The organism is Bacillus sp. Au-Bac7, assembly GCF_021341655.1.
Lineage (GTDB): Bacteria > Bacillota > Bacilli > Bacillales > Cytobacillaceae > Niallia.
The window spans coordinates 185077-201852 of the sequence record NZ_JAJTTG010000001.1; the positions used below are offsets into that span (position 1 = coordinate 185077).

The 16776-nt window shown below is 40.5% G+C and carries 18 protein-coding genes, 1 other RNA gene and 1 pseudogene; 14 read left to right on the forward strand and 6 right to left on the reverse strand.

Annotation, left to right across the window (positions count from 1 at the left end):
• Positions 1-10: 10 nt before the first annotated feature.
• A complete protein-coding gene (gene gcvPA / locus LXM54_RS00980) occupies positions 11-1357 on the forward strand; it encodes an aminomethyl-transferring glycine dehydrogenase subunit GcvPA (RefSeq protein WP_233313183.1) in 1347 nt (448 codons plus the stop codon).
• Positions 1350-2804, forward strand: a complete 1455-nt coding sequence (gene gcvPB / locus LXM54_RS00985; protein WP_245399880.1) for an aminomethyl-transferring glycine dehydrogenase subunit GcvPB — start codon at positions 1350-1352, stop codon at positions 2802-2804. Before gcvPA ends, gcvPB begins: the two co-directional genes overlap by 8 nt.
• Positions 2805-2890: 86 nt before the next feature.
• On the opposite strand, the gene LXM54_RS00990 is transcribed toward gcvPB, so the two are convergent.
• On the reverse strand, positions 2891-3271 hold the full coding sequence (locus LXM54_RS00990) for a rhodanese-like domain-containing protein (protein WP_233313184.1): 381 nt from the start codon (positions 3269-3271) through the stop codon (positions 2891-2893).
• Positions 3272-3462: 191 nt separating this feature from the next.
• Between LXM54_RS00990 and LXM54_RS00995 the strand changes: the two genes are divergently transcribed.
• Positions 3463-4299 (forward strand): lipoate--protein ligase family protein, encoded by an 837-nt coding sequence (locus LXM54_RS00995; protein ID WP_233313185.1) that lies wholly within the window; start codon positions 3463-3465, stop codon positions 4297-4299.
• A 119-nt stretch (positions 4300-4418) separates the two neighbouring features.
• The gene (splB, locus tag LXM54_RS01000) at positions 4419-5444 is read left to right on the forward strand and encodes a spore photoproduct lyase (protein ID WP_233313187.1); all 1026 of its coding nucleotides are present in this window, start codon (positions 4419-4421) and stop codon (positions 5442-5444) included.
• A 42-nt stretch (positions 5445-5486) separates the two neighbouring features.
• On the opposite strand, the gene LXM54_RS01005 is transcribed toward splB, so the two are convergent.
• A complete protein-coding gene (locus LXM54_RS01005) occupies positions 5487-5690 on the reverse strand; it encodes a spore coat protein (RefSeq protein WP_233313189.1) in 204 nt (67 codons plus the stop codon).
• A 202-nt stretch (positions 5691-5892) separates the two neighbouring features.
• Between LXM54_RS01005 and LXM54_RS01010 the strand changes: the two genes are divergently transcribed.
• A complete protein-coding gene (locus tag LXM54_RS01010; protein WP_233313190.1) occupies positions 5893-6777 on the forward strand; it encodes a patatin-like phospholipase family protein in 885 nt (294 codons plus the stop codon).
• A gap of 110 nt (positions 6778-6887) precedes the next feature.
• On the opposite strand, the gene LXM54_RS01015 is transcribed toward LXM54_RS01010, so the two are convergent.
• Positions 6888-7262, reverse strand: a complete 375-nt coding sequence (locus tag LXM54_RS01015; protein ID WP_233313192.1) for an SA1362 family protein — start codon at positions 7260-7262, stop codon at positions 6888-6890.
• Between the two features lie 171 nt (positions 7263-7433).
• Positions 7434-8372, reverse strand: a complete 939-nt coding sequence (locus tag LXM54_RS01020) for a DUF1385 domain-containing protein (protein ID WP_233313193.1) — start codon at positions 8370-8372, stop codon at positions 7434-7436.
• A 206-nt stretch (positions 8373-8578) separates the two neighbouring features.
• Here LXM54_RS01020 and LXM54_RS01025 point away from each other — a divergent pair, with 206 nt between their 5' ends.
• The 4 genes from LXM54_RS01025 (at position 8579) to ssrS (ending at position 11144) form a co-directional block, all read left to right on the forward strand.
• Positions 8579-9127: a YqhR family membrane protein gene (locus LXM54_RS01025; RefSeq protein ID WP_233313194.1), complete on the forward strand. Its 549-nt coding sequence runs from the start codon at positions 8579-8581 to the stop codon at positions 9125-9127.
• 126 nt (positions 9128-9253) lie between these two features.
• Positions 9254-10315: a M24 family metallopeptidase gene (locus LXM54_RS01030; RefSeq protein ID WP_233313195.1), complete on the forward strand. Its 1062-nt coding sequence runs from the start codon at positions 9254-9256 to the stop codon at positions 10313-10315.
• Between the two features lie 21 nt (positions 10316-10336).
• Positions 10337-10894, forward strand: a complete 558-nt coding sequence (gene efp / locus LXM54_RS01035) for an elongation factor P (RefSeq protein WP_233313196.1) — start codon at positions 10337-10339, stop codon at positions 10892-10894.
• A gap of 57 nt (positions 10895-10951) precedes the next feature.
• A non-coding RNA gene (gene ssrS / locus LXM54_RS01040) (6S RNA) lies at positions 10952-11144 on the forward strand.
• Between the two features lie 240 nt (positions 11145-11384).
• On the opposite strand, the pseudogene LXM54_RS01050 reads toward ssrS, so the two are convergent.
• Both LXM54_RS01050 and LXM54_RS01055 read right to left on the reverse strand, forming a co-directional pair.
• A pseudogene (locus LXM54_RS01050) lies at positions 11385-11783 on the reverse strand (M23 family metallopeptidase); the annotation flags it as partial.
• A 108-nt stretch (positions 11784-11891) separates the two neighbouring features.
• The gene (locus LXM54_RS01055) at positions 11892-13265 is read right to left on the reverse strand and encodes an alkaline phosphatase (RefSeq protein ID WP_233313197.1); all 1374 of its coding nucleotides are present in this window, start codon (positions 13263-13265) and stop codon (positions 11892-11894) included.
• Between the two features lie 190 nt (positions 13266-13455).
• Between LXM54_RS01055 and spoIIIAA the strand changes: the two genes are divergently transcribed.
• Genes spoIIIAA through spoIIIAE form a run of 5 tightly spaced genes read left to right on the forward strand, consistent with a single transcriptional unit; the run spans position 13456 to position 16776 of the window.
• Positions 13456-14382 carry a stage III sporulation protein AA gene (spoIIIAA, locus tag LXM54_RS01060; RefSeq protein ID WP_442780415.1) on the forward strand — a complete coding sequence of 309 codons (927 nt, stop codon included), beginning with the start codon at positions 13456-13458 and terminating at the stop codon, positions 14380-14382.
• A gap of 3 nt (positions 14383-14385) precedes the next feature.
• Positions 14386-14901, forward strand: coding sequence for a stage III sporulation protein SpoIIIAB (spoIIIAB, locus tag LXM54_RS01065; protein WP_233313198.1), 516 nt, complete (start codon positions 14386-14388; stop codon positions 14899-14901).
• 18 nt (positions 14902-14919) lie between these two features.
• Positions 14920-15126, forward strand: a complete 207-nt coding sequence (gene spoIIIAC / locus LXM54_RS01070) for a stage III sporulation protein AC (protein ID WP_127737492.1) — start codon at positions 14920-14922, stop codon at positions 15124-15126.
• 11 nt (positions 15127-15137) lie between these two features.
• Entirely contained in the window at positions 15138-15530 is a 393-nt protein-coding gene (gene spoIIIAD / locus LXM54_RS01075) for a stage III sporulation protein AD (protein ID WP_233314711.1), read from the forward strand.
• A 28-nt stretch (positions 15531-15558) separates the two neighbouring features.
• A complete protein-coding gene (spoIIIAE, locus tag LXM54_RS01080) occupies positions 15559-16776 on the forward strand; it encodes a stage III sporulation protein AE (RefSeq protein WP_233313199.1) in 1218 nt (405 codons plus the stop codon).

The following is a 16776-nucleotide window of genomic DNA, read 5'->3' on the forward strand; positions in this document are numbered from 1 at the left end:
AGGAATAAGAATGAAACACCGCTATTTGCCAATGACTGAAGAAGACAGAAATGCCATGCTTAAAGCAATTGGGGCAGATTCTGTTGATGAGCTGTTTTCTGATATCCCTGAAAGTGTACGGTTTAAAGGGGAATACAATATTAAAAATGCGAAAAGCGAATCTGCACTATTAAAGGAACTAAGCAAGCTGGCTTCAAAAAATGCAGACAGCAAGTCAAATGTCTCCTTTTTAGGTGCAGGAGTTTACGATCATTATGCTCCTGTTATTGTCGATCATGTTATTTCAAGATCGGAATTTTACACAGCATATACGCCGTATCAGCCAGAAATTTCCCAAGGGGAATTACAGGCAATCTTTGAGTTCCAGACAATGATTTGTGAGTTGACAGGCATGGATGTTGCCAATTCCTCCATGTATGATGGTGCAACTTCACTTGCAGAAGCTGGAATGCTCAGCGCCGGTGCAACAAAAAGAAAGAAAATTCTCCTGTCAAGCTGTGTTCATCCTGAAGCAAAAGAAGTCGTAAAAACTTATGCAAAAGGCCAGTATATTGAAGTGGTTGAAGTGCCGCATAAGGATGGAATTACAGATGTGGAAGTGCTGAAAACTCATATGGGTGATGATGTAGCAGCAGTTATGATTCAATATCCTAACTTCTTTGGCAGAATCGAGCCTTTGAAGGAGCTCGAAGAAGTCATCCATGCCAATAAAGCAATGTTTGTTGTATCAAGCAATCCGCTAGCTCTTGGAGCATTAACACCACCTGGAGCGTTTAAGGCAGACATCGTCGTTGGTGATGCCCAGCCTTTTGGAATCCCACAAGCATTCGGCGGACCGCACTGTGGATATTTCGCTGTTACTTCTAAATTGATGAGAAAGGTGCCAGGAAGACTTGTCGGACAAACGGTTGATGAGAACGGAGCTGTCGGTTTTGTTTTGACACTTCAGGCTCGTGAGCAGCATATTCGCCGTGATAAAGCGACGTCCAATATATGCTCCAACCAGGCGCTGAATGCTTTAGCTGCGTCTGTGGCAATGACTGCACTTGGAAAACTTGGGGTTAAGGAGATGGCATTGGCCAACATTCAAAAAGCTCATTATGCAAAGATGAAATTGAAGGCAGCTGGCTTTGAGATTCGCTTTGAGGGACCTTCTTTTAATGAATTTGTAGTAGATTGCAAGTCTCCGGTTGCTGCTATTAACAGAGCATTGCTGAAAAAAGATATAATTGGCGGTTATGACCTCGGCAGGGACTATGAGGGAATGGATCATTGCATGCTGGTTGCTGTAACAGAGCTGCGTACAAAAGAAGAAATCGACGAATTTGTCAAGGAATTGGAGGATTATCATGGATAAACATCAACCCCTCATTTTTGAAAACAGCACACCCGGGCGAATCGGTTACAGCCTGCCAGAAATGGATATCCCAGAACTAGACGTAAACGAGCTGATTCCAGCAGAGTATATTCGCACGGCACCGCCAGAACTTCCAGAGGTTTCAGAGCTGGATATTATGCGTCATTACACCGCTCTTTCTAAACGAAATCATGGGCTTGATTCCGGATTCTATCCACTAGGTTCATGCACGATGAAGTATAATCCGAAAATCAATGAAAATGTAGCAAGGTTCAGCGGATTTGCTCATATCCATCCATTGCAGGATGAAAGCTCTGTTCAAGGTGCACTGGAGCTGATGTATGATCTCAAGGAGCATTTAATGGAGATTACAGGTATGGATGAAGTGACACTTCAGCCTGCGGCAGGTGCTCATGGAGAATGGACAGGATTAATGATGATTCGTGCATACCATGAAGCAAATGGAGATACATCTCGCACAAAGGTAATCGTCCCAGATTCTGCACACGGAACAAATCCTGCATCGGCGACAGTTGCCGGCTTGGAAACAATCACAGTAAAATCGGATGAAAATGGTCTTGTTGATTTGGAGGATTTGCGAAGAGTGGTCGGTGAGGATACAGCAGCACTTATGCTGACAAATCCAAACACACTAGGGCTATTTGAAGAAAATATTCTCGAAATGGCCCAAATTGTCCATGACGCAGGCGGCAAATTATACTATGACGGGGCAAACTTGAATGCTGTTCTTTCTAAAGCAAGACCTGGCGATATGGGATTTGATGTTGTTCATTTAAATCTTCACAAAACATTTACAGGACCTCATGGCGGCGGCGGTCCAGGTTCAGGTCCAGTTGGAGTAAAGTCTGATTTGATTCCATTTCTTCCAAAGCCAGTCATTCAAAAGGTTGGAGAGGAATATGTATTTGACTATGATCGTCCATTATCTATTGGAAGGGTTAAGCCTTTTTACGGGAACTTCGGAATTAATGTCCGTGCATACACATATATCCGCTCCATGGGACCAGACGGCTTAAAAGCAGTTACGGAAAACGCAGTTCTTAATGCGAACTATATGATGAGAAGATTAGCGGAATTTTATGATCTGCCATTTGACAAACACTGTAAGCATGAGTTTGTATTAAGCGGGCGCCGTCAAAAGAAACTCGGTGTTCGTACATTGGATATTGCGAAAAGACTGCTTGATTTCGGCTACCATCCGCCGACAATTTATTTCCCGCTTAATGTAGAGGAATGTATTATGATTGAGCCAACAGAGACAGAATCAAAGGAAACATTGGATCAATTCATTGATGCAATGATTCAAATTGCTAAAGAAGCAGAAGAGACACCAGAGGTTGTTCAGGAAGCACCGCATACCACAGTAATCGGACGTCTTGATGAGACGCTTGCTGCGAGAAAGCCAGTTCTTCGCTATCAAAAATAAATAAAGTAGGATTCCCCCCCCGTTGTCATAGAAGCAATGGGGGGAATTTATGTACATAAAAAAGGACACTAAAAAGTGTCCTTTCATCATTTTGTTTTTACTTTTCCAGACCATTTTTTAAAGCCGCCTTGCAGCTGTGTAAGCTGTCTGTAGCCTTTACGGTGTAAAAATTGAGCGGCTCTTCCGCTTCTCATCCCGTTTTGGCAATATAAGTAAACAGGCTTGTCCGAACGAATTTCCCCTTTTCTCATTTTTAATTGAGATAGAGGAATGTTTCTTGCCCCAAGTACGTGTCCAGCATTAAATTCATTTGGTTCTCTGACATCAATCAGCTGGGCTTTTCTGTACCCTTGGCGGAACTCCTCTTCTGAAATCGTTTTAACTATCTTGCGTTGATAGAGGTATACGATTATAGAATAGATAGCAAAAATTGCTATCGCAATTAAAAGAGTATATACTGCTTGCAATTCTCATTTCTCCTTTCGAATACATGTTGCTCTACTTCTATTATATAAGTGAAACCTTATTGTAGTAAAGCAATAGTTTACAGGGAATGCTGGCAAGTTTTTTTACAGCTTGTTTCTTTTCAACTATTGATGTTTTTGATAGACTTAATCACGTGCATAATACATATTTTAACGTAAAAGAGGGTTTACTTATGATGAAAGAAACATGGAGATTTATTGATTCTGGCAACTGTTCCCCTTCTTTTAACATGGCATTAGATGAGGCGCTGCTAGATTGGCATTCTGCTGGAGATTTTCCTCCTGTTATTCGCTTTTATGGATGGAATCCGGCAACATTATCTATCGGCTATTTTCAAAGAGTAGAAAAAGAAATTGACATGGACGCTGTAAAGGAATTGAACTTAGGGTTTGTGAGAAGGCCTACAGGGGGAAGAGGCGTGCTTCATGAGCATGAGTTAACATATAGTGTTATTGTGTCTGAGGAGCATCCGGATATGCCGAAAACAGTAACAGAAGCATATCGGGTTATTTCAGAAGGTATTCTGCAAGGCTTCCAGCTTCTCGGCCTTGATGCGTATTTTTCCGTTCCGAAAACAGAAGAGCAAAAAGCTTCACTAAAGAATCCGCGCTCTGCCGTATGCTTTGATGCGCCAAGCTGGTATGAGCTTGTAGTGGAAGGCAGAAAGGTTGCAGGCAGTGCTCAAACTAGACAAAAAGGCGTAATCTTACAGCATGGCTCTATTTTGCTTGATCTTGATGAAGACAAGCTGTTCCGTCTGTTTAAATATTCGAGTGAACGAATTAAAGAGAGGATGCAGGCGGCTTTTAAGGAAAAGGCAGTAGCAATCAATAATTTGACAGACAAGAAAATTACAATTGAGATGGCAAAAAAAGCATTTAAAGAAGGATTTGAGCGAGGTCTCAATATTGACTTGCAGGAATATGAGCTTAACCAACAGCAGCTGGACTATGTAGAAAAGCTCGCTAAAGAAAGATATGAAAACAATGAATGGAACTTTAAAAGATAAAAACAAGCTAAACGGCTTATATCGATTGAGGATGGGGATAATTCCCTGTCCTCTTTTTTTTGTTTTAGCAAACATTAAACATATAGCCATAATAAATTACGAAAGGGCGAAATTTTACTATGAAGCCGTTTGTTCCCCAATTAGTTTATATAGAACCGAAAGCATTAGAATACCAGTTAGGAAGAGAACTAAAGGAAAAATTTGAAAAGATGGGTCTTGAAATAAGAGAAACGACCTCGCATAACCAGGTGAGAGGCATTCCAGGTGAAACAGAGCTTCAGCAGTACAGAAATGCTAAATCTACTCTTGTTGTCGGCATCAGAAAAACATTAAAGTTTGATACGTCAAAACCATCAGCAGAATATGCCATTCCGCTTGCGACTGGCTGTATGGGGCATTGTCATTATTGTTATTTGCAGACAACGCTTGGAAGCAAACCGTATATACGGACATATGTCAATCTGGAGGAAATATTTGATCAAGCGCAAAAATACATGGACGAACGAGGCGATCAAATTACAAGATTTGAGGCTGCATGTACATCAGATATTGTAGGACTTGATCATTTAACGCATTCTTTGAAAAAAACAATTGAATATTTCGGACAGCAAGACAGAGGCCGTCTGCGTTTCGTAACAAAATATCACCATGTCGACCATTTGCTTGATGCAGAGCATAACGGCAGAACAAGATTCCGGTTCAGTGTGAATTCCCGTTATGTAATAAAAAATTTCGAGCCTGGGACTTCTACCTTTGATGAACGGCTAGAGGCTGCCAGAAAGGTAGCTAATGCAGGCTATCCACTTGGCTTTATTGTCGCGCCTATTTATTTGCATGAAGATTGGAAGGAAGGCTATTACGAGCTGTTTGAAAGGTTGTCCGAAAGTCTGCAGGGCGTCAATCTCTCTAATCTGACATTCGAGCTTATTCAGCATCGCTTCACAAAGCCAGCTAAAAGAGTCATTGCAAAAAGATACCCGAAAACTAAGCTTGAGATGGATGAGGAAAAAAGAAAATATAAATGGGGCAGATACGGCATAGGAAAGTATGTTTATCAAAACGATGAAGCAAAAGATATGGAGGATACAATCAGAGGCTATGTATCTCAGTTCTTTCCTGAAGCAGAAGTTGCTTACTTCACATAAAGATGATGCGCATAACAAGAGTTATGCGCATTTGTCATTATATTAATAATAATATCCTCCGTAAGGGTAGCCGAAGCCGCCATAAGGATAACCGTATCCTCCATAAAGGGCAGGGCCAAGCAGAGCTCCTGTCGCAAGTCCGCCTAAAACACCAAGACCAAATCCTGCTCCTCCAAATCCAGGTCTTCCATAACCAAATCCAGGTCTGCCAAATCCATAAGGTCTTCGAACATCGTGATGCTTCATGATGAAATACCTCCATTTTTTTTATCTATACGCTTTTATTTTATGTGCAGCAACCTATAAAAGATTGGATGAATGTCCCAGCATGTAAATAAATCAATAGGGAATTGTGGATTTACGTAAATAAATGGCTTGCCTGCTGTACTATTTTTCTGTTTTCGATATTAAAGTGTAACAATGCTGCAATAAAAGGGGAGAAGGCATTATGCACATAGATGGAGTGTTTTCAGGCGGTGGCATAAAGGGTCTTGCCTTGATCGGGGCATGTGAAGTGCTGGAAGAAAAGGGATTTGAGTTTGTTAGAGTGGCAGGGACAAGTGCTGGTTCTATTATTGCCGCGTTTGTTGCTGCGAAGTATACGAGTAAAGACATTGCGAAAATGCTGGAAGAACTCGACTTGTCCACACTTCTGGATGAACGCAAGCTTCTCGTTCCATTTCCATTTGCGAAATGGCTGTTTCTTTATTGGCGACTTGGCTTATATAAAGGCAATGCATTAGAAAGGTGGCTGGAGGAGAAGCTTGCTTATAAAGGGATTAGGACATTTGCAGATTTGCCTCCAAACTCACTGCGGGTGATTGCATCTGATATTACAAATGGTGTGATGGTTGTTCTTCCAGATGACTTGCCTAAGTATGGAATTGATCCAGGCAGTTTCTCTGTTGCAAAGGCCATTAGAATGAGCTGCAGTCTTCCTTTCTTTTTTGAACCAGCAACCCTTGGAACAAAACAAAATAAAAGCATTATTGTAGATGGTGGCGTTCTCAGCAATTTTCCGATGTGGCTTTTTGATAAAGAAAATGTAAAAAAAATCAGACCGGTTATTGGGCTAAAGCTAAGTCATAAACAGTCAGAGCATCCAAAACATATGATAAAAAACGCTTTTCATTTGTTTGGTGCAATGTTTGAGACAATGAAGGATGCTCATGATTCCAGGTATATTTCGCGCAAGCATGAAAAGAATATCATATTCATTCCCTCTGAAGGAGTTATGTCTACTGAATTCACCTTAACGAAAGAAAAACAAGTTGAAATAATTCAGATGGGCCGAGACTATGCCAATAAATTCCTACGCTCATGGACTTATTAATAAAAAAAGTCGAACCTGCCTTTAGGATAAGTTCGACTTTTTTTACATATAACAAAAATATTTATAAATGGCAAAAAGGAGGCAGGGAATTTGCCTTCTTTAAAAACAGGTCAAAAAGTTGCCCGATTTTTCTTTTTGCTTTTTTTTCCTTCAATGACAGTCAAGTGTGCACTGCTCGCGCTTCTCTTCTTGCCTTTGAAGGATGCAGGTTTTGCTTGGACGCCTTGCTTTGGCAAGGTTTTCCCTTTTGTATGTTGTCTTTTTTTCGATCTTTTTGCTGCTTTGACAAAAGCCTTCTGCTCTTTTCTTTCAGGGCTAGCTTTGGAAAAACGTCGCACGATAAACCAGATGAGAAGTCCAACAACAACTAAAGAGAGTATGTTTTGCATAAACCCAACAGGATTGGAAACAACAGACGATACCAAACCTATTAAAGCAAGTAAGCAGACGATTCCAATAACAAAAAAAGGAATTCGATTCTTCAAGAAAAAGCCACCTCCCTAAAAGCATGATGAGCATTTTTTACAACTTTTAAACTCGTATTAAAAAAAGTTTATTCACAGCTACGAAAATTGTTGCTTTGGTGAAGCGCTGTACAAAATAATTTTTTTTGGTGTCCTATAATATGCAATATCCCCTAAATATAAGAATATTAATCAGCTGCTAACTAAAATTGTATTTTCTGTTTCTTCTTCTCTGCGCTTTAATTCCTTAAAGGAATAAATGGCTACTTCTACTTGATCGTCTGTCGGCTCTTTTGTTGTCAAAAGCTGCAGCCAAAGACCTGGCAATCCTAAGTATTTTAAAACCGGGATATTTCTCAATTTATTTGTAAATTGCAGCACCTCAAATGAAATTCCAAGCACGACAGGAATTAAAGCAATTCTGCTTACTATCCGTTCAACAAATGAATCTGTCGGGAACAGCAAATATAGAAAAAGACCAACAAATACGGTAAACAAAATAAAGCTGCTGCCGCATCGATAATGGAGCCTTGATTGAGCTTGAACATTTTCTACGGTTATTTCTTTGCCATTTTCAAAAGCATTGATCACTTTATGCTCCGCACCGTGGTATTGAAAGACCCGCTTTATAAGAGGGGTTAAGGAAACAAAGTAAATATAGCCAAGCAAAAGCAGCAGTTTAATGAAGCTTTCAAGCAAAATTTGAGCAACATGTCCGCTTATAACAGGCTTGAAAAACTCAGCCAAAAAGGCAGGAACTAACGTGAAGATAAATTTGCCGAACAGAAAGGAAAGTATACCGATTGCTGCTACCCCTAAAATCATTGTCATTTTAGAAGGTTCCTTTTCTTCAATTACATTATCGTCGGCAGGGTCTACGTCATAGCGATCTGTGGAGAAATTTAAATGCTTTGTACCATTTCCGCTTGATTCAATGATGGCTACAATCCCTCTGATAAAGGGGATTTTTTTTAATTTAGCCAGCTTCGGATTATGTTTTCTCGGCAAATGGAAGTAATCAATCGATTGATCTTTACGTCTTATAGCAGTCACATAATGATGTTTTCCGCCAAACATAACACCTTCTACAACTGCCTGTCCTCCGAATACTGGTTTTTGCTTATTTGACATGAATATTTACACCAACCTCAGGTTAAATTAGGGTGGAAAAGCAAATGCGTAATTGTTTTCTCTGTTGGATGTGAGAGGTTGTCTCAAATCACTGTAAAACCCCTAATTACATATTACTAAAAATTTAGAGAAACAACTAGCCTGATGAATTAGGAGCATTTGCAAAAAGGAAGGTATGGAAGAATCTTTTGCAGGAGGCATAGGAAATGAATAATGAAAATGAAAGAGAAGCGGAAAATATCAGCGGAATTTCAAAGGAGCCATCCATGCATTTCATCAGCCTTGTTGTCTGGACAGGATTATTTGGCGGAATTTTTTGGGCGTTCATCGGATTCATCGCTTATTATTTTCATATGACAGAAATAAGGCCGAATGTCATCTTGGAGCCATGGGCATTAGGAAGCTGGAAGACTAGCTGGCTTGGAACCATTATCAGCATTTGTGCTATCGGATTTTTTTCTTTAATGGCTGCTTTCGGCTATTATCTTTTGCTGAGAAGATTCAAGTCCTTCTATATAGGTTTAGGATTTGGCATAATGGTTTTTGGTGTGGTCTTTATTATCTTAAATCCTATTTTTCCGAGTATAAAGCCATTTTTGCAGCTCAGTCTGAATACCATTATTACGTCAGTTTGTCTGTACATGCTGTGGGGGGTATTTGTCGGTTATACGATTTCTTATGAGGAAAGCGAAATACGGACAAAAAAACAAAAAGAAAAGAAGAGTGAGGCGAACATTTCGGGTAGTGAAGGATAATTAATATATGATAGAATGTTCTACATGAGCATTCTTTTTTTATAGCAGGCAAAATTTTTAAATTATTTATCAATGAGTTTGCACATTCGGAAAAAAACGAAACTAGTAATCGGGGAGAGAACCTTAATGGAGAAATTAAAAAAATTACGAGAAGCTTTGGCAGCTGCAGGTGTTGACGGAATTGTAATAGCAAGCAATTTTAACCGCCGTTACATCTCTAACTTTACAGGCTCAGCAGGTGTTGTGTTAATCAGCGGGGAAGAAGCTAAGTTCATTACAGACTTCCGTTATACAGAACAAGCAGCCAGCCAATGTGTTGGTTTTGACATTGTTAAACATACAGGCCCAATTCAAAAGGAAGTGGCAGAACAAGCAGAAAAGCTTGGTATAAAAAAATTAGCTTTTGAACAGGACTATATGACTTTTACAGAATACAGGCTGTATGAAACAACGTTTAAAGGAGAACTTGTACCAGTTTCAGGCATTGTAGAAAAGTTACGCTTGATTAAGAGTAGTGAAGAGATTAAGATATTAAAGGAAGCAGCGGAGATTGCAGATGCCGCTTTTGCCCATATCCTTAAATTTATTACGGTTGGGAAAACAGAATTGGAAGTTTCGAATGAATTAGAGTTTTTTATGAGAAAAGCAGGTGCAGTATCATCATCCTTTGATACAATTGTCGCTTCTGGAACAAGATCTGCATTGCCTCACGGTGTGGCATCAGAAAAAGTGATTGAAGCCGGTGATTTTGTGACAATGGATTTCGGAGCATATTATAAAGGGTATGTTTCTGATATTACGAGAACAATTGCTGTTGGCAAACCAGACGATAAGCTAAAGGAAATATATGATATTGTCCTCCAAGCTCAGCTGAAAGGAATGGAAGGAATCAAGCCGGGTCTTACTGGCATTCAGGCAGATGCGCTGACTCGTGATTACATAAGTGCACATGGGTATGGTGAATATTTTGGCCACTCTACAGGTCATGGAATCGGTTTAGAGGTCCATGAAGGTCCTGGACTATCCTATAAATCGGAAACAGTCCTTGAGCCCGGCATGGTTGTAACAGTTGAACCAGGCATCTATATTCCAGGTCTGGGTGGGGTTCGCATAGAGGATGATACCATCATAACAGATGATCATAATGAAGCTTTAACCCATTCACCAAAAGAATTGATTATTTTATAGGACTTAACAGGAGGATCTTTTATGATTTCAGTAAACGATTTTAAAACAGGTTTAACAATTGAAGTGGATAACGGAATTTGGCGTGTCTTGGATTTCCAACATGTTAAACCAGGAAAAGGCGCTGCATTCGTGCGTTCTAAATTAAAGAACTTACGTACAGGAGCAGTTCAAGAAAAAACATTCAGAGCTGGCGAAAAGGTTGGAAAAGCACAAATCGACAACCGTAAAATGCAATACTTGTATGCAAGCGGCGATCAGCATGTATTCATGGACCAAGAATCATATGATCAAATCGAGCTATCTGCTGATGCGATTGAATATGAATTAAAGTTCTTGAAAGAAAACATGGAAGTTCATATCATGATGTACCAAAGCGAAACACTTGGCGTAGAGCTTCCAAATACAGTTGAGCTTGAAGTAACAGAAACAGAGCCTGGCATTAAAGGGGACACAGCTTCTGGCGGTACAAAGCCTGCAATCTTAGAAACAGGTCTTTCTGTGCAAGTTCCTTTCTTTATTAACCAAGGCGACAGATTGATTATCAATACAGCTGAAGCGAGCTATGTTTCCCGCGCGTAATTAGTTTACGGTTTTTACCATTTGCGTTTCAGGATGGGATGCTGTATTATATAAATATAAACGCTGCGTTGTACGTTATCGTATGAAGTTTCAACCTTTATCGTTAATTAGGGAGTTCTATATTAAAGAAGGATCAGCATGCCTTTATGACATGTTCCTAAAGGACATATGAAGAAATCTTTTGCGAACACCCACCTGGTGGAGCAGGTTTTGAAACTCCATACACCTAAGCGGCAAATGCGGCAAAAAAGAAGAGAACTTTGTTCTCTTCTTTTTTTTTGTATCTGCAGGGACAAAATTAAGAATTACTTGGAATGACAAGCTTTTGACCTACATAGATTTGATTGATGTTTCCGATATTGTTGGCCTCTGCAATGGCTCCGACAGACACGCCATACTTCTGGCTGATTTCAGAAAGCGTATCACCGGCAACAACAGTATAAGATTTAGCAGGCGTGGCAGGAGCGGTAGTTGTTTGCTGGTTTTCCTCCAAGTAAGGAAGGGGATTGACAGCATTGGACTTGGCACTGTTCCATCTGCCTTTGTGAAGTTCAAAATGCAGATGTTGCCCAGTAGATTGCCCTGTACTGCCCATAATGCCAATTGTTTGTCCAGCTTTCACTCGTTCACCGACAGATACTCTTCTGGAACCTGCGCGCAAATGTGCATAAACAGTTTCCCAAATTTGCCCGCCGAGCTGATGGACAATCATAATGCACTCCCCATAGCTTGAAGAAACATAAGAGCGGGAAACAGTTCCGTCAGCAGCAGCTGCAATTGGATTTGTCCCGGATTTCGCAAAGTCTACCCCGAAATGCTTGTTTGATCCAGAGTAGCGAAAAGGATTGCTCACATTGGTAACGGATGTTGGCCGCCTAAACATGGATATCACCTCCATGATAGGATATTCAAAACAGAAAGTAAAAGTTTGGACAAGTATTGTCCATTTTCAAGGAAAAAGGCAGAGCGACTAAAAAAGCTCTGCCTTTTTCCTTATTTACTTAACAAAATCATAGCCTTTTAATTTGGCTATAATCTTTGGAATATCTGTATTTTCAATCACACCATGAAATTCCTCTGCACCTTTGCCAACTGCGAACAAAGCAATCATATTGCCTGTATGACCGCCTGTTGTGCTGCTGAGCTGCTGGGTTGGTCTATCCATTAAGCCGGCGTGAAAATGAGAGGCGATCATTCCCCCGATTTCTCTGCCGACCTTTTGTTCAGGGTAGAGTTTGCCATTGTCCTTTTTAATTTTTTTATTAAAGTCAGCTAATTGTTCCTCTGTTAGCGTGATGTGTGCATATGTTTGGAATACAAAAAGAATGCTTTCTTTCGTGTAGGTGCCCGTTTTTTCGTCTTTTTGTAATTTTTGGGCCATTAATTCAGGACTTATAGAAATGTTCTTCAACCCTTTTATGTCTAACGGCTCTGTCAACGATAAACCCATCGTTTCGTGATCTGCAGCGACAAGTACTAATGTGTCGTTTCTTTTTTGCGCCCACTCCACACAATATTTAACAGCTTCATCAAATTCAACCGTTTCCTTCCAAATGCCAGTTAAATCGGCGGAGTGAGCGGCATGGTCAATTCTTGCACCTTCAATTACTGCAAAAAAGCCTTTATCTCCCTTTGCGAGAGTTTCTAGCGTCTTGTTCGTCATTTCTGATAAAGTAGGTTCTTTGCTTTTTAGTTCTTCCCGATCTTGTTTATAGGAGAGATGTTTGCTGGCAAATAGACCTAATAGCTTACTTCCTTTCATTTTGGCAAGCTCCTCATTCGTAGTGGCAAGAGAATATCCGAGGTCTTTATATTTTCTTACGAGCGCTTCGTCTTTTCCAAAATACATAGAACCGCCGCCCATAATTACGTCAATCTGATTTTTTAACTGTTGTTTGGCAATTTCCTCTTGATCTGCCCACCTGTCTTTAACACTAGCTGTAAAGCTGGCAGGAGTTGCATCTGTCACACTATTAGTCGTAACAATTCCTGTCTTGCTCCCATTTTCCTTAAAAACATCCAGTATGCTTGGGTGTTCTTTACCGTCTGGGGTGAGACCGATCATTCCGTTGTTTGTTTTTTTGCCAATGGCGATTGCTGTTCCTCCTGCAGCAGAATCGGTCACATTATTGTTGGCAGAATATGTTTTAACTAAAGCTGTGTATGGCAGGGATTGTAAAAACAAACCGCCACTTTTCCCATGCTCAAAAACACTGGCAATCTCCATTTGACCCATTCCCATTCCGTCTCCAATCAGAAGAATCACATTTTTAGGGGCGCCGTTTGCTGGCTCTGCTGAACAAGCAACGCTCCCGGAAATGGTACATATGGCAATCACGATACAAATGCAGCGAATTATTGTGTTTTTCATCGTTTAGTCCCCTTTTATAAGAATTGTTTCTTATATCTTTTGGAATCAATCTTCATTTTAGTCGCCAGTTAAAAGAATAGGCAGGCATATTATGGTTTTTGTTTTCATACATTCTAGTAAGTGGCATAGTAAGCCATCCGTTTTAATGATTTAGGATTGATGGACAACCTTTATAAAGGAGAAAAGCGCTGTGAAAACACTCTATTCATTTTTGCCTAAAAAAATTGCCGATTCTATACTCACACTTACTCCTGCTGAACGAGAGCAACTAGAAGAAATCAGAATCCGTATTGGAAGGCCTTTGGAGGTTTCCTTCCATGACGGCGTACGGTTTATTGATATGGATATGACGCGTGAGGATGCCCTCCAGCTTCTCCATAAACTAAGCCATTATTCGGTTTATACACTAGAAGAAGAGCTTAAGAGAGGTTATATCACTATAGAAGGCGGTCATCGCGTTGGGCTTGCAGGCAAGGTTATCCTCGAAGACAGTGCAGTCAAGGCGATTCGGGATGTCGCTTCCTTTAATATTCGGATCGCAAAGGAAAAAATCGGTGCGGCTGAGCCTTTTTCTCCGTTTTTATATAACGGCTCGCGTTGGCTGCATACGATGATTATCGGACCCCCGCAAACTGGAAAAACAACAGTATTACGCGATATTGCCAGAATCATTTCAACAGGGAACAGCAAGGCTGGTATCGGACCGCTAAAGGTCGGGATTGTCGACGAGAGATCGGAAATCGCCGGGTGCATGGATGGAATCCCGCAGATGACCTTCGGGACGAGACTAGATGTGCTTGATTCCTGCCCAAAGGCGGAAGGAATGATGATGATGATTCGCTCGATGAGCCCTGATGTGCTAATCGTTGACGAGGTTGGGCGCAAAGAGGATGGAGAGGCGATTCTGGAAGCGGTGAATGCAGGTATCCAGCTGATGATGTCAACACATGGAACTTCATTTGATGAAATTAAAAACAGACCAACATTAAAGCCGATTATCGAAACAGGAATTTTTGAACGATATATTGAGCTGAGCAGAGCAAACGGTCCAGGGACGGTCAGTGCAATAAAGGATGGACAAGGTAGGGCTCTTGTGCAGGAAATGAAGGTGATGTAATAGATGATGAAAATAGTTGGAGCAATTATTATTCTTGCCTCCACAAGCTTTGGCGGCATGGAACTAGCCAAGACATTTAGCGAGCGGCCGAAGCAGCTAAGACAGCTTAAATCGGCATTGCAGTCATTGGAGGCAGAAATTATGTACGGCCATACACCGTTACATGAAGCAGCACGCCGGTTATCTGAGCAGCTTCAGCAGCCTTTAAGTCATTTCTTTGCGAGCTTTTCCGAAAAGCTGATGACGGAAGATACAACAGTAAAGGATGCTTGGACAACCTGTCTTGATGATATTTGGAAAAGAACAGCGATGAAAAAGCCTGAACTGGAAATCATGAAGCAATTCGGTGAAACACTGGGCAGACATGACAGAATCTCACAGCAAAAACAAATCCTGCTCACATTAACGCATATCGACAGAGAAGAACAAGAGGCAAGAGATATTCAACTGAAATATGAAAAGATGATAAAAAGCTTAGGCGTGCTCTCAGGGTTATTAATTGTCATTTTATTGATGTAGGTTTAGGAGGAGACATACATGGGTTTAGAGGTGGATATTATCTTCAAGATTGCAGGTGTCGGCATCGTAGTCGCCTTTTTGCACACGATACTGGACCAGGTAGGTAAGAAAGAGTATGCACAATGGGTTACATTATTTGGCTTTATCTATATTTTATTCATGGTTGCCAACATCGTAGATGACTTATTTCAAAAAATTAAATCGGTATTCTTATTCCAGGGATAAAGGGGGATACGATCATTGAAATACTTCAAATAGTCGGAGTAGCCTTAATCTCGACATTCTTAGCCCTAATTATAAAAGAGCAAAAACCTAATATCGCCTTTTTGTTAGTTGTATTTGTCGGCTGTGTGATTTTTCTGTTTCTTGTGGATCAAATCGCATCCATCATTGAAATGGTAGAAAGAATTGCCTTGAACGCAAAGGTGAATACCGTTTATGTGGAAACGATTTTAAAAATAATCGGCATCGCCTATATTGCTGAATTTGCCGTGCAAATAACAAAGGATGCTGGTCAAGGTGCGATTGCCTCTAAGATAGAACTTGCCGGAAAAATACTGATTCTCGCCATGGCCGTGCCGATTTTAACTGTTCTTGTAGAAACAATTATTAATATGATTCCTAATTAGTAAGACGCTTTAATCTCGAGGTGGACTGATGAAAACGAAACTAAAAGTTGCGCTACTATTCCTATTCACATTCTTTTTTGTATTTAATCCAGTTGTACAAGCAGCACCTCAAGAAGCTACAGAAGAAGAACCAACTGAGCAAAATGCAGCATTAAGCGCGGAAGAGGTCGTTCAAACTCAAATAGATAGCTTGGACTTATCCGAATTAAAAGGTTTCTGGGAAAGTATCACATCCGAGTATGGAGGGTATTTGCCAGAGATTCAGAAAGGGAGTCTATATGATTTTCTTAAAGGAGAAAAAGATTTTGATTACAGCATGTTTTTCTCTGGATTAGTTAAGTTTATTTTTCATGAAGTTGTCGTGAATGGCAAGCTCCTTGGTTCTCTTATTCTATTAACTGTTTTCAGCATGCTGTTGCAAATGCTCCAAAATTCATTTGAAAAGAGCTCCATCAGCAAGGTTGCTTATGCGATTGTATTTATGGTGATTATCATACTAGCATTGAACAGCTTTCATGTAGCTATAACATATGCCAATGAGGCGATTGGCACGATGACAAGCTTTATCCTTGCTTTGGTTCCGCTCCTGCTGGGATTGATGGCAGCATCTGGAGGAGTAATTTCAGCGGCGTTTTTTCATCCGGTAATTCTGTTTCTTATGAATACAAGCGGTATGCTGATCTCCTATATTGTGCTGCCCTTGCTGTTTTTAGCTACCTTGCTGCATATTGTCAGCAGTTTGTCAGAGCAGTATAAAGTCACACAGCTAGGTAATTTGTTGCGCAATATCTCTATCGGAATTCTTGGGTTATTCCTAACAATATTCTTAGGTGTTATATCTGTTCAAGGGATATCAACTGCTGTTACGGACGGGGTTACATTGCGAACAGCGAAATTTGTGGCAGGCAATTTCATTCCAGTCATCGGCAGAATGTTCACAGACACAGCAGATACAGTTATTAGCGCATCCCTTTTGCTTAAAAACACAGTTGGGATTGCAGGTGTTGCCATTCTGCTGTTAATCGTTGCTTTTCCTGCATTGAAAATTCTAGTGATTTCCATCATTTATAAATTTGCCGCAGCACTTCTTCAGCCACTTGGCGGAGGTCCTGTCATCAACTGTCTAGATATTATCAGCAAAAGTGTTCTGTATGTATTTGCTGCCTTGGCGATCGTTTCCTTCATGTTCTTTTTAAGTCTTACAGTCATTATCGCTGCAAGCAATGTGACGATGATGATGAAATAA